Raw genomic sequence first — 12967 nt, 5'->3', positions numbered from 1 at the left:
AAGAGCCTGAAAGGTCTGCTCCCAGGCTCTTGATCCTAGTGAAAAACGGCGATAGCCGCGTGGATCGCCAGCGCGATGATGCACAGGCTCGACAGGGCGAATAATAGGAACCGGAAGATCACCCGGTTGATCGTGACCTGCACAAGGCTGTGCAGCACGCGCAAGGCAACATAGGCCCAGGCGATGGTCAGGTTCAGTCCATAATCCTGCCCGGAAAGGATCAAAACGACACAAATCGCGTAAAAAAGCGTCGGTTCTGTCAGCAAATGGTTATAATTATGCGCCTTCCACTGCACTTCCGGCGGCAAAAGCTCATCGAGATCGCCGCCCTTGGCACCCACCAGATTGACCGAGTCGATCTTGGCCTTGTTCATCGCTGGAATCCGCGTGGCATACATCCACAGCCAGATCAGCATGGTCCATAATATGAGCGCAACCATCGGCTGCAGCAACGGGCTGTTCTCCATAAAAATCCTCCCAAATAATATTGTGGTTCTACAAAAGCGTGACCCACAGGGCGTTGATCGCCATGATGAACAGGCAGACCGTCGACGCGATGAACAGCAGAAAGCGGACCTTGACCAGATTGACCGTGGCCTGCCAGATGCTGTGAATGATCCGGATGATCACATAAGCCCAGGCGAGATAGAGATTCATTCCGTGGCCGGCACCGGCAAGCGCCAGGATCACGACCGTCGCATAGAAAAGCGTCGGCTGTTCCATCAGATGGGTGTAATTATGGGATTTCCAGTTCACCTTGTCGGGGATAACCCCTTCCAGGTCACCGCCGCGCCCGCCCGGCTTGGCATTCGCGAGATCGGCGCCGGATTTCGCCATGGCCGGAAATCTGGTGCCGGCCATCCAGAACAGCATGATGAGCGACCATAAGACCAGCACGGCTGCCGGCGCCAATATTGCAATTTCCATGATTCATCTTCTCCCAAAATCCCGGAGAAACTGCGTCAACTGTAACAGATTGTCAATTGCAACCTATATTGCCGTTTAGGCGGTCGGAAAGGACACGACATTTTCCCGGTCGGAACGATCGAGATTTTCGCCGACATAGAGGCTCGCCATCGGCTCGTCGGTGACGTCATACTCCTCGCTGCTGCCATAGCCGTTGAACTTGGTCCGCATCGCCGATCCATAGGCGCCGAGCATACCAATCTCGATATAGTCGCCGGCCTTGATGCTGTCGGGCAGGTTGAACGGTCCGGCCATGAAATCCATGTCGTCGCAGGTCGGACCATAGAAGCTGAAGCCGGTGGTCGCGCCGTCTTCCTCTTCGGCACCGATTTTCCGCACCGGAAAACGCCAGCCGATATGCGCCGCGTCGAACAGGGTGCCATAGGCGCCGTCGTTGATATAGAGCTCATTGCCACGGCGTCGTTCGACCTTGACCACCAGCGAGCTATATTCGGCCGACAGGGCCCGGCCTGGCTCACACCAGAGTTCGGCGGAATAGCTGATCGGCAGATCCTCGAACGTACGGTCGATGGCGGTGAAATAATGGTTGAGCGATACCGGCGCCAGATCCGGGTAGATCGACGGAAAACCGCCGCCGACATTGACGATGTCTACCGTGACCGAAGCGCCGACTATGGCATTGCGCACGCGTTCCAGCGCGTGGACATAGGCGAGCGGCGTCATCGCCTGGCTACCAACATGAAAACAGATGCCGAGGCAATCTGCCCGCTGCCGGGCCCGCTGCAGCAGTTCTGCCGATTCATCGACATCAATGCCGAATTTGGAGGCAAGGCTGATTTCGGCAAATTCCGATGCCACGCGAATCCGGACGCAGAGCGTCAGGTCTTCGGCCGAGTCGGTTCCCAATTCGATCTTTTCCAGTTCCTCGATACTGTCGAGCGAGAATATCCGCACGCCATGCTCGTGATAGGCTTCGCGCACCGAGGCCAGCTGTTTGACCGGGTTCATGTAGCAAAGCGTGGCTTCCGGCAGCGCGGCGCGGACGATCCGTACTTCGTCGATCGACGCGACATCGAAATGGGTCACGCCTTCTTCCCACAACAGTTGCAGCAAGGCCGGGGAAGGATTCGCCTTCACCGCATAAAGTGCCTTGCCGGGAAATTGCTCGACAAAATAACGCGCGGCGCGACGCGCTGCGTGTGGCCGGTTAAGCAAAACTGGAATATCTGGGCTAAGAGCCTTCGTCAGCTCCTCGGCATCATGGTAATAGCGCAACTCAAGGGACCCCCTATCGGCTTAGATCGATTGAGCTGCCTTGCGGATTCGCAAGCGGCCATGGGGCAGCGAAGCGCGGCTATATGGCCGCTATATGAGTCTGTAAAGTCCTACATTTACAGAAAGTGCCGCCACCGGTTGATTTTCTAGCTCAACCGGCCCTCAAACACCGTCCAATCGAATGTTTTTACGCATTGCAGCGCATCGTTATCGCTGTTCCAAAGCCAAATCGAAGGCAAGGGAACACCGTTGAATGTGTTGGTCTTTACCATCGAATAATGCGCCTGATCAAGGAAAGCGATGCGTTGCCCGATATGCGGGGTGGCGGGCAGGATATAATCGCCGATAATGTCCCCGGCGAGACAACTCGGTCCGCCGAGGCGAATGGCGGTGCCTTCACTGCGCTCTCCCAGCATGGCCGGACGATAGGGCGCTTCGATCACATCGGGCATATGACAGGTTGCTGAAATGTCGGTGATCCCGACCGGCATGCCATTGTCGAATATATCCAGTATCTCGCCGACCAGAATCCCCGCATCGAGCGCCACAGCTTCGCCGGGCTCCAGATAGATATCGCATCCCGACCGCTCTTTCAGGTCTCGCAGAAACGCAACCAGCGCCTCGCGGTCATAATCATCGCGGGTGATATGATGCCCGCCGCCGAGATTGATCCATTGGAGCGTGTCAAAATGCGGCGCGACAATCGGCTCCACCTTCTCCCAGGTCCGCTGCAACGCATCGAAGCCCTGTTCGCAGAGATTGTGGAAGTGGATGCCAGACAGATGTTGGAAATGCTCCGACTTCAACTGATTGATCGGAAAACCCAATCGGCTATGCGGCTGGCTTGGGTCATATTTCTCCGTCTCGCCGAGCGCGATCTGCGGATTAATTCTTAAACCAATTTCAGAACTATCGAGTTCAAGATTCTGATTAGAATAATTTTTCCATCGATCTATCTGTGCCGGATTGTTGAACGTAATATGTCCAGAAATCTTGACCAATTCGGCCAGATCATCTTCTTTATAGGCCGGAGAATAGGTGCTGATAGGCCCGCGAAAATGCGCCTTGGCAAGCCGGGCCTCCCACAGGCCCGAAGCGCAGTAGCCGTCGAGATATTCGTCAATCAGCGGCGCCAGAGACCACATCGAAAAGGCCTTAAGCGCCAGCAGAACCCTGGCGCCGGAACGTTCCCTGATGTCCGCAAGGATCGCCAGATTGCGGCGCACAGCCGCCTCGTCCACGACAAAGGCAGGCGAGGGGACCCGTGCCAGATCAAAATGCGCGAATGCGCCGGGATCGCCAGCCTTGGTCTCCATCCTAAAAGGCCAAAGGTGCTTCCAATTCTTCCATTTTCCATGGCAGGCCATGCGCGTTCAGCATCGCCATGAACGGGTCGGGATCAAATTCTTCCATGTTGAAAACACCATCGCCCTGCCACTGGCCCGACAGTATGAGAGCCGCGCCGATCATCGCCGGAACGCCGGTGGTATAGCTGACGCCCTGATTCCCGGTTTCCTCGAAAGCCGCTTCGTGGCTGCAGATATTCTTGACGTAGAGGGTCTTCTCGACACCGTCCTTCACGCCGGTCGCGATCACGCCGATATTGGTATTGCCCTTGGTCGTTTCGCCGAGGCTCGCCGGTTCCGGCAATACCGCTTTCAGGAATTGCAGCGGGATGATTTCCCGGCCCTCGTACATAACCGGATCGATCCGAGTCATGCCGACATTCTGCAGCACCGCGAGATGGGTCAGATACGCGTCGCCAAAGGTCATCCAGAAGCGGATCCGCTGGATTTCCGGCAGATGCGTCTTCAGCGATTCGATCTCTTCATGATACATCAAGTACATGTTCTTCGGGCCGACCGCTTCGAAATCAAATTCCTGCTTCTGGGTCAGGGCAGGACCTTCTACCCACTGGCCATTTTCCCAGTGCCGCGAATTGGCGGTCACTTCCCGGATATTGATTTCCGGATTGAAATTGGTTGCGAAATGCTGGCCATGATCGCCACCGTTGCAATCGAGAATGTCGAGCGTGTCGATACGGTCAAAATGATGCTTCTTCAGCCAGCAGGTGAAGACGCTGGTCACACCCGGATCAAAGCCGGAGCCGAGCAAGGCCATGATGCCCGCATCCTTGAACCGGTCCTGATAATCCCACTGCCATTTATATTCGAACTTCGCTTCGTCGCGCGGTTCGTAATTGGCGGTGTCGAGATAGTCGGTATTGGTCGCCAGACAGGCATCCATGATCGGGAGATCCTGATAGGGCAGCGCCAGATTGACGACCAGATCAGGCTTTTCCTGCTCGATCAGCGCAGTCAGCGCCGGCACATCATCAGCATCGATTGGCATCGTCCTGATTGCCACGCCGGTACGCTGTTTGACCGACTCGGCAATGGCTTCGCATTTGGAGACAGTGCGACTGGCCAATATAATCTCGGTGAAAGGCCCGCTGCCTGCCGCAATCAGCTGCGCCATTTTATGCACCGCCACCGAACTGACGCCGCCTGCGCCGATAACCAATGTTTTGCCCATGATTTCTACTCTAAATGCTGGAGAAACGAAAAACCCGCATATAGGGAGAGACTATGACAGAGCAAGACCTGATGGACCCGCAACGGCAACCCACTTTGGCAGGGGTGGAGCGAGCGGCGCAGAAAATTGCGGCGATTTTGCCGCCTACACCGCTATTGCCGCTCGATATTGAAGGCACGACAATATGGTGCAAGGCGGAAGGCCTGCAACCGATCGGTGCCTTCAAGATTCGCGGTGGCTGGCACCGTCTCACCGATCTGGACGACGCGCAGCGCGAGCGAGGCGTGATTGCCTTTTCCAGCGGCAATCACGCGCAGGGCGTGGCCTGGGCTGCCCGACGGCTCGGCGTTCCGGCGACCATCATCATGCCGGAGGATGCCCCTAGGGCAAAGCTGGAGAACACCCGGGCCCTGGGCGCCGAAGTGATCACTTATGACCGGATGAACGGCAATCGCGAGCAACTGGCGGCTGATCTGGCACAGGAAACTGGCGCCGTGGTCGTGCCAAGCTTTGACGATCCGTGGATCGTTGAAGGTCAGGGCAGCTGCGGCGTGGAGATCCGGAGGCAGATGCAGGCCCTGACCGGCTTGGAACCGGATCAGATTGTCGTCTGCTGTGGTGGTGGCGGTCTTGCCAGCGGTTCCGCGCTGGCCAACCCGGATGCCCGCATTTTCATTGTCGAGCCTGAAGGCTGGGACGATATGAAGCGGTCTCTCGAACGGGGCGAAATCGTGCCGGTGGAACCGGACCCGCCCGCCACCGACTGCGACGCGCTGCAAACATTCCGCGTTTCTCCGATCACCTTTGATATTTTAAGCGCTCGTGACGCCACAGGCCTGACCGTATCAGAGGATGAAGTGCATCACGCGATGCGGGTGGCATTTGAGAAACTGCATGTCGTGGTCGAGCCTGGGGGCGCGGTCGCGCTGGGGGCTGTTCTGGCCGGAAAGCTGCCCCTGACCAACCGGACGGCGATCACGCTGTCCGGCGGCAATGTTGACAACCGGCTGTTCGCGGAAATCATCGCGGGCACTTAAAGCCCGAATCTTCTTTCCTACAGCCACCCCGATTGGATATCCTGCGTCGCAATTGATGCAGGCTCTTTGACATTCTGGATAGATTATCGTGGACCCTCTTGCCCGCCGGAATTGCACCGCTATTCTCCAGCGAGCATGGAAGGTTACACTAGAGACACTGCCGACGTGCTCAAAGAGCTGGAATTTCGCCGGTTCTGGGCGAAGTTTACAGAAAAGAAAAAACCATGTTTGTGTAAAGCGCGCGCGGGGCTGTTACTGCGAAAGTAGAAATTCTTGTTCTTCTTGGCGAAGATTTACAGCAAAACCCTGTCCGGAAATCAGGCGGCGATCGCCCGTTCCAGATCCATCCGGCTCCAGATTTCTACCAGCGCCTTGGTCAGATCAACCATCATGGCTTCGCTGTGGGCCGGTCCGGGGGTGAAACGCAGCCGCTCCGTGCCGCGCGGCACGGTGGGATAGTTGATCGGCTGCACATAGACGCCATATTCGGCGAGCAATATATCGCTGATTTTCTTGGCCTTGACCGGGTCGCCAACCTGCAGCGGCACGATATGGGTCGAGGAGTCCATCACCGGCAGACCAGCCTCGGCGAACAGGTCCTTGAGCTTTTGCGCCGCAGCCTGCTGACCATCGCGCTCGGCGCTCGACTGTTTCAGATGCCGGATGCTGGCCAGTGCGCCCGCGACCAGCACAGGTGACAGGCTGGTGGTAAAGATAAAGCCGGGGGCATAGGAGCGGATCACATCGACGATCTTCTGGTCGGCCGTAATATAGCCGCCCATGACGCCAACGGCTTTGGCCAGCGTGCCTTCGATGATCGTGATCCGCTCGGCAGCCTTGTCGCGTTCGGAAATACCGCCGCCGCGCTCGCCGTACATGCCGACGGCATGAACTTCGTCGCAATAGGTCAGGGCGTTATACTTGTCAGCCAGATCGCAGATTGCGTGCATGGGCGCGACATCACCATCCATCGAATAAACGCTTTCAAAAGCGATAAGCTTGGGCGCTTCGGGATCTTCAGCCGCCAGCAATTCTTCGAGATGCTCGAGATCATTGTGCCGGAAAACCCGCTTTTCACAGCCGCTGTTCTTGATTCCGGCGATCATTGAAGCATGGTTCAGTTCGTCGGAGAAAATGATGCAGCCGGGCAGGATCTTGGTCAGCGTTGAAAGCGTCGCTTCGTTCGATACATAGCCGGACGTGAACAGCAGGGCGCCGGTTTTGCCATGCCAGTCGGCCAGTTCCCGTTCGAGCTGGATATGATAATGGGTGTTGCCGCCGATATTGCGGGTTCCGCCCGATCCCGCGCCGACATCGTGCAGCGCTTCTTCCATCGCAGCGATCACATCGGGATGCTGGCCCATGGCGAGATAGTCGTTCGAACACCAGACGGTGACAGGTTGTGGTCCGTTGTGATGCGCGAAACAGCGGGCGTTCGGAAACGAACCCTTGTTGCGCAGGATGTCGATGAATACCCGGTAGCGGCCCTCGGCATGCAGCCGGTCAATCGCTTGCGAAAAAATCTTGTCGTAGTCCACTGTGCACCAAATCCTGCGTCAAATCTGAGTTTGCTGTTTTCTGGAAATGGCCTTTAGCGGCCTTTTCTCGCAATTTCCAGCGCGAACCACTCGCAATAAGGGTGGTTCGCCATAGGCTTACAGCTTTTCGAACCGGCTTATGCCATATTTCGCGAAGGCGGGGCGATAGGATGCGACGTCGATAATATCGCCTGTCGTGACGAAAATGCCGTGCTCATTATGCTTTGGCCAAATCCTGTCCCTTGTCAGATAGGCAATCCGGCGCGCGATGCCCTGGGCGCCGTCAATGAAGTGGACAGGCTTTCGCGCGGCGATGGCCAATTCTTCGCGCAGTAGCGGAAAATGGGTGCAGGCAAGGATAACGGTGTCCAGTTCTTCGCCGCCGGGCTGGTCCATAAGGCCTGACATGGCCGCCGCGATCGCCCGGATATCCGGCTGATCTCCGCGCAGCTTGGCTTCGGCGGCATAGACCAGCTCCGGAGCAGCATGGCGCAGCAGCTTTTTGTCAGCAGCAAAATCCGCAGCGAGCCGGTCCACATAGGGTTGCCGAATGGTCGCCTTGGTGCCGAGAAGGCCAATTACGCCACTACTCGTCAGTTCGCTTGCCGGCTTGATCGCCGGTACGGTTCCGACGACCGGGATATCCAGGGCGGAACGGACATGATCGAGCGCGATGGTCGATGCGGTATTGCAGGCGATGGTGACCAGCTGCGGTCTGTAGCGTTCGACCAGACGGCCCAGAAGCGCTGGGACACGGGCAGCAAGCTCGGCTTCTGACTTCATGCCATAGGGCAGGCCAGCGTAATCCGCGGCATAGATGATCGGCGCGTTGGGTAGCAATTTCATCGTTTCGCCCAGAACCGAAAGTCCTCCGACGCCGGTATCGAAAAACAACAAGGGAGGGCTTTCGCCAGTCTGCGCTTCGGTCATGTTTTGCCCATAGCCAGATTAGCATGGCAACGGCAACTGCTTCGGTTCGTCTGACAGACGTTTGGCCTTGGCCGTTTTTTCATGCGTAATACTTGCCCATCATCCCGCGTGAATATAGCGCGGATCGAAATAGGGGTATTTTCAGTGCAGTCTATGTGGATAGAACCGATATTGGCGTTGTTGCTCGGCTATTTGCTGGGATCCGTTCCTTTTGGGCTGGTTCTGACGCGGTTTTCCGGTGGCGGAGATTTGCGTCAGACAGGATCCGGTAATATCGGGGCCACGAATGTTTTGCGGACCGGCAACAAGGGGATGGCAGCGCTGACCCTGCTGCTTGATATCGGTAAGGGTTATGCTGCGGTCTTCTTGGCCTTGCAGGTTTCTGACGGATTGGGTGTTTTGGCCGGCCTCGGTGCCTTTCTCGGCCATCTCTACCCCATATGGCTCCGTTTCAACGGTGGTAAGGGCGTCGCGACGCTGCTGGGTATCGTGACTGCCCTGATCCCCATGGCGGGTTTGATATTTGCGGTCACATGGCTTGGTTCGCTGGCGATCTGGCGCTACTCTTCCGTCGGTGGCATGCTGGCCGCCATATCGGTACCGATAGCGGCTTTCGTGCTGGGAGAATATGCGATGATGCCCATGTTCATCGGGCTGGCCTTGCTGGTTTTATGGAAGCATCGCTCCAACATCGAACGGTTGATCGCCGGCGAGGAACCGAAAGTCGGAGCGTCAAAAAAGGCATGAAGTGAATGGGTGATAGCCAGGAAGCGTTCGACCGGCTCCGGCTAATCCGATCCGAGAATATCGGACCCGTTACATATCGACAATTGATCAAACGGTTCGGGACGGCGGCCCGGGCACTGGATGCTATTCCCGATCTGGCGGCGCGCGGCGGTGGACGGTCACCGCGCATTGCCGATGCAAAGCGAATTGATGCCGAACTGGAATCGATCCACAAACTGGGTGCGGGCTGTCTGTTTCTCGGGGATCCCGCTTATCCGAATCTGCTCGGAGAGCTTGGCAATCCACCACCGGTCATTCTCTGGCAGGGGCGGCTCGAGCTTACGAACAAGCCGATGGTGGCGTTGGTAGGAGCAAGAAACGCCTCGGCGGCCGCTTGCCGCTTTGCCCGTGATCTGGCCAATGCTCTGGCTGAAGCAGGCGTTTCGGTAGTATCCGGTCTGGCGAAAGGCATTGATGCCGCTGCCCACCAAGGTTCGCTCGGGAGGGCCACAATCGCGGTAATCGCGGGTGGGCTGGATATCTTCTATCCGCCGGAGAACGAAAGCCTGCAGCGCCAAATAGCGGAGAGGGGCTTGCTGCTGGCAGAGCAACCGCCGGGCACAGAGCCAAGGGCCCGGCATTTCCCTTATCGCAACCGGATCATCGCCGGGCTGGCACGGGGCACCGTCGTTATCGAAGCGGCCCCGCGTTCAGGCTCGTTGATCACCGCTCGGCTAGCCGCCGAGGCAGGACGGCAGGTGCTGGCGGTTCCCGGTTCTCCGCTCGATCCAAGGTCGAGGGGGTGCAACATGCTGATCCGTGAAGGTGCGACCCTCGTCCAATCGGCTGACGATATATTGGAAATGATTCGTCATTTCGATGAACGGGCCGAACCGGCGAATCAAGAGAGTGAACTTCGAGCGGTTCGGGAAAGTCCTTTCATAGAAGTATGTCCGCAGACCGAGTTGGAGCATTCGGAGCGAGCGCCGCTGATCGAGTTGCTTAGTATGACGCCCGTAACCGTCGATGAACTGGTCCGGCAGTCAGGTCTCGCCGCGCCCTCGGTGCAATTGGCCCTGCTTGAATTTGAATTGGCCGGACGCTTGATCCGACATGCCGGTGCCCGGGTCAGCCTCTCGAACTGATCGCTTCTGGACAGGCATATTTTCAATCGCCATTGACAAAAATCTTCATACAGGGCCTTGACCTGAAGCCAATCCCTGCCACAGCCTCGCGCGTATACGTGAGAACAGAGAAAATCGGAACATATGCAGCTAGTCATTGTCGAGTCACCCGCCAAAGCGAAAACCATCGAGAAATATCTGGGATCGGATTTCAAGGTATTGGCTTCCTACGGCCATATTCGCGACCTTCCGCCCAAGGATGGTTCTGTCGATCCTGACGATGGCTTCGCGATGACATGGCAAAATTACACCGACAAGACCAAGCAGCTCAAGGCGATTACCGACGAATCGAAAAAGGCAACGCGATTGATCCTCGCAACTGACCCTGACCGGGAAGGCGAAGCGATCAGCTGGCATGTTCAGGAAGTGTTGCGGAAGAAAAAGGCACTTCCGGAAAAGGTCGACCGGGTCACGTTCAACGCCATTACCAAGGCTGCAGTGACCGAAGCCATGGCCCATCCTCGCGAGTTGGACGAGGACCTGATCGATGCCTATCGGGCGCGGCGGGCACTCGATTATCTCGTGGGATTTACCCTGTCTCCCGTACTCTGGCGCAAGCTCCCGGGGGCAAAGTCAGCAGGGCGCGTACAGTCGGTGTCGCTCAAGCTGATCGTGGAGCGGGAACGTGAAATCGAGGCATTCAAGCCGCAAGAATATTGGTCGGTTACAGCCCAAATGGAACAGGGCGGTCAGGCGTTCGAGGCGCGGCTGACCGTGCATCAGGGCAACAAGCTCGGCAAGATGGACCTTGCCAATGACGAGCAGGCCACGATTGCCAAAAATGCCGTTGAAAACGGTCTTTTCACGGTTGAAACCATCGAGACGAAGCCGCTTACCCGCAATCCGCCACCACCCTTCACGACCTCCACCCTGCAGCAGGAAGCCGCGCGTAAACTCGGCTATTCCGCCAGCCATACAATGCGTATCGCGCAACAACTCTACGAAGATGGTGCGATCACCTATATGCGTACCGATGGTGTCCAGATGGATGGGAGCGCCATCTCTGCTGCCCGCAAGGCCATCGCTGATCGATACGATGCGAGCTATGTTCCGGACAGCCCGCGCATATACAAATCGAAAGCCAAAAATGCACAGGAAGCCCATGAAGCTATCCGTCCGACCAGCTTCACCAAGCGGACTGTCGGAAGTGGCGATCATGCCAAGCTTTACGATTTGATCCTGAAGCGGGCGATGGCAAGCCAGATGGCTTCGGCCCGGCTTGAGCGCACGACCGTCGAAATGCTCGATGGCAGCGGGCAAACGGGCCTACGGGCAAATGGGCAGGTCGTGAAGTTCCCCGGATTTCTGGCGCTTTATGAGGAAGGCCGGGATGACGACAAGGGTGAGGACGGTGGTCTGTTGCCAGCCATGTCCAAAGGCGACAGCCCGGCGAAAAAAGCGGTGGATGCATCGCAGCATTTCACTCAGCCACCACCGCGCTATAGTGAGGCCAGTCTGGTCAAGAAGATGGAAGAACTGGGTATCGGCCGGCCGTCAACCTACGCCTCGATTATCAAGACGCTGAAGGATCGCGCTTACGTGCGCGTCGAGAAAAACCGCTTCTTTGCGGAAGAAAGCGGCCGGCTTCTGACCGGATTTCTCGAACGCTTTTTCGATCGCTATGTGGCCTATGATTATACCGCCGGACTTGAAGATGAGCTAGATGAAGTCAGCGGGGGCAGAGCCCAATGGCAGGCGATTCTCGAAGCTTTCTGGCACGATTTCAAACCCAAGACTGTCGAAGTCATGGAAAAGATGCCGTCAGAGGTGACTGCCGAACTGGACAAGTTCCTCGGCGATTATCTGTTCCCCGAAAAGGAAGATGGATCGGATCCCCGGCTTTGCCCGCGTTGCAACGAAGGCAAGCTGGCGCTGCGCGGCGGCCGTTTCGGTGCTTTTGTGGCCTGTTCCAACTATCCGGAGTGCAAGTTCACCCGGCGCTTCGCGCAGGGCGGAGGTGCCAACGCCGACGAGGATGAAGGCCCTCAGGAACTGGGCGTTGATCCAGACAGCGACGAGAAAATCACCAAGAAGGTTGGCCGTTTTGGTCCCTATGTGGAAAAAGGCGAGGGCAAGGAAGCGAAGCGCTCGTCGATCCCGAAGGATATTCCACCGGAAGATTTTGGTCTTGAATGGGCCGTGAAGCTGCTGTCGCTGCCCCGTGAAGTTGGCAAGCACCCGGAAACTGGCGAACCCGTAACAGCGCAGATCGGTCGCTATGGTCCTTACCTGAGCCACAATGGCAAGTCTGCCAGGCTCGAGAACACGCAGGAGGTTTTTGAAATCGGCATGAACGCTGCCGTGGCCAAGCTGGCAGATGCCGCCAAAAATGGTGGCGGTCGCGGACGCGGCAAGATGGAGCCGCTCAAAATCATGGGCAACCATCCGCGCACCGAGGTTGAAATCAAGCTGATGGACGGCCGCTATGGTCCTTATGTTACCGACGGGACAACCAATGCTTCACTGCCGAAGACGGTCGACAAGGATCAGCTCACGTTGGAAGAAGCGGCTCAGTTGATTGACGACCGCGCAGCCAAAGGACCGGCCAAGAAACGGGCCAAGAAAAAAGCGGCTCCAAAGAAGAAACCGGCCGCCAAGAAAAAGCCGGCAGCGAAGAAGAAGCCAGCTGCAAGGAAGAAACCTGCAGCCAATAAGGCGCCGGCCAAGGAAAAATCAGAATAGGGCAAGGGTCGATAAGGGCGGCAAGGCAGGCGCGGCGTTGACGGATATTCGGGAGGCAGAGTGCACGGCCAGCTTGTTCCAGTGCTATTCGGGTAATCTAATTGTCCGACTCTTACCGCTATATCCGCAATTC

The 12967-nt window shown here is 57.1% G+C and carries 11 protein-coding genes; 4 read left to right on the top strand and 7 right to left on the bottom strand.

Annotated features, from left to right (window positions below; genetic code table 11):
* Positions 1-35 precede the first annotated feature (35 nt).
* From SPHFLASMR4Y_RS04120 to SPHFLASMR4Y_RS04100, 5 genes are all read right to left on the bottom strand, one after another.
* The gene (locus SPHFLASMR4Y_RS04120; RefSeq protein WP_089132428.1) at positions 36-467 is read right to left on the bottom strand and encodes an MAPEG family protein; all 432 of its coding nucleotides are present in this window, start codon (positions 465-467) and stop codon (positions 36-38) included.
* Between the two features lie 28 nt (positions 468-495).
* Positions 496-927 carry an MAPEG family protein gene (locus tag SPHFLASMR4Y_RS04115; protein ID WP_089132427.1) on the bottom strand — a complete coding sequence of 144 codons (432 nt, stop codon included), beginning with the start codon at positions 925-927 and terminating at the stop codon, positions 496-498.
* Positions 928-1002: 75 nt separating this feature from the next.
* Positions 1003-2202: a type III PLP-dependent enzyme gene (locus tag SPHFLASMR4Y_RS04110; RefSeq protein ID WP_089132426.1), complete on the bottom strand. Its 1200-nt coding sequence runs from the start codon at positions 2200-2202 to the stop codon at positions 1003-1005.
* A gap of 146 nt (positions 2203-2348) precedes the next feature.
* A complete protein-coding gene (locus SPHFLASMR4Y_RS04105; protein WP_089132425.1) occupies positions 2349-3518 on the bottom strand; it encodes a carboxynorspermidine decarboxylase in 1170 nt (389 codons plus the stop codon).
* A gap of 1 nt (position 3519) precedes the next feature.
* Positions 3520-4737 carry a saccharopine dehydrogenase family protein gene (locus tag SPHFLASMR4Y_RS04100; RefSeq protein ID WP_089132424.1) on the bottom strand — a complete coding sequence of 406 codons (1218 nt, stop codon included), beginning with the start codon at positions 4735-4737 and terminating at the stop codon, positions 3520-3522.
* A gap of 53 nt (positions 4738-4790) precedes the next feature.
* Between SPHFLASMR4Y_RS04100 and SPHFLASMR4Y_RS04095 the strand changes: the two genes are divergently transcribed.
* Positions 4791-5774, top strand: coding sequence for a threonine/serine dehydratase (locus SPHFLASMR4Y_RS04095; protein WP_260807065.1), 984 nt, complete (start codon positions 4791-4793; stop codon positions 5772-5774).
* 317 nt (positions 5775-6091) lie between these two features.
* Here the strand turns inward: SPHFLASMR4Y_RS04095 and hemA are convergent, their stop codons facing one another.
* Positions 6092-7312 carry a 5-aminolevulinate synthase gene (hemA, locus tag SPHFLASMR4Y_RS04090; RefSeq protein WP_089132423.1) on the bottom strand — a complete coding sequence of 407 codons (1221 nt, stop codon included), beginning with the start codon at positions 7310-7312 and terminating at the stop codon, positions 6092-6094.
* Between the two features lie 117 nt (positions 7313-7429).
* Positions 7430-8242, bottom strand: a complete 813-nt coding sequence (murI, locus tag SPHFLASMR4Y_RS04085) for a glutamate racemase (RefSeq protein ID WP_089132422.1) — start codon at positions 8240-8242, stop codon at positions 7430-7432.
* 153 nt (positions 8243-8395) lie between these two features.
* On the opposite strand from murI, the gene plsY reads away from it, so the two are divergent.
* From plsY to topA, 3 genes are all read left to right on the top strand, one after another.
* Positions 8396-8989, top strand: coding sequence for a glycerol-3-phosphate 1-O-acyltransferase PlsY (gene plsY / locus SPHFLASMR4Y_RS04080; RefSeq protein ID WP_089132421.1), 594 nt, complete (start codon positions 8396-8398; stop codon positions 8987-8989).
* 5 nt (positions 8990-8994) lie between these two features.
* Entirely contained in the window at positions 8995-10113 is a 1119-nt protein-coding gene (dprA, locus tag SPHFLASMR4Y_RS04075) for a DNA-processing protein DprA (protein WP_089132420.1), read from the top strand.
* Positions 10114-10236: 123 nt separating this feature from the next.
* Entirely contained in the window at positions 10237-12834 is a 2598-nt protein-coding gene (topA, locus tag SPHFLASMR4Y_RS04070; protein ID WP_089132419.1) for a type I DNA topoisomerase, read from the top strand.
* Positions 12835-12967: the final 133 nt, after the last annotated feature.

This window comes from Sphingorhabdus sp. SMR4y, from assembly GCF_002218195.1.
In the GTDB taxonomy this organism is placed as follows: domain Bacteria; phylum Pseudomonadota; class Alphaproteobacteria; order Sphingomonadales; family Sphingomonadaceae; genus Parasphingorhabdus.
Note: the sequence above shows the minus strand (reverse complement) of the source record. Positions and strands in the feature narration are given on the sequence as shown.

Coding starts and splice junctions, on each gene's coding strand:
- SPHFLASMR4Y_RS04120 (WP_089132428.1), bottom strand. CDS start 467: ATGGAGAACAGCCCGTTGCTGCAGCCGATGGTTGCGCTCATATTATGG.
- SPHFLASMR4Y_RS04115 (WP_089132427.1), bottom strand. CDS start 927: ATGGAAATTGCAATATTGGCGCCGGCAGCCGTGCTGGTCTTATGGTCG.
- SPHFLASMR4Y_RS04105 (WP_089132425.1), bottom strand. CDS start 3,518: ATGGAGACCAAGGCTGGCGATCCCGGCGCATTCGCGCATTTTGATCTG.
- SPHFLASMR4Y_RS04100 (WP_089132424.1), bottom strand. CDS start 4,737: ATGGGCAAAACATTGGTTATCGGCGCAGGCGGCGTCAGTTCGGTGGCG.
- SPHFLASMR4Y_RS04095 (WP_260807065.1), top strand. CDS start 4,791: ATGACAGAGCAAGACCTGATGGACCCGCAACGGCAACCCACTTTGGCA.
- murI (WP_089132422.1), bottom strand. CDS start 8,242: ATGACCGAAGCGCAGACTGGCGAAAGCCCTCCCTTGTTGTTTTTCGAT.
- plsY (WP_089132421.1), top strand. CDS start 8,396: ATGTGGATAGAACCGATATTGGCGTTGTTGCTCGGCTATTTGCTGGGA.
- dprA (WP_089132420.1), top strand. CDS start 8,995: ATGGGTGATAGCCAGGAAGCGTTCGACCGGCTCCGGCTAATCCGATCC.
- topA (WP_089132419.1), top strand. CDS start 10,237: ATGCAGCTAGTCATTGTCGAGTCACCCGCCAAAGCGAAAACCATCGAG.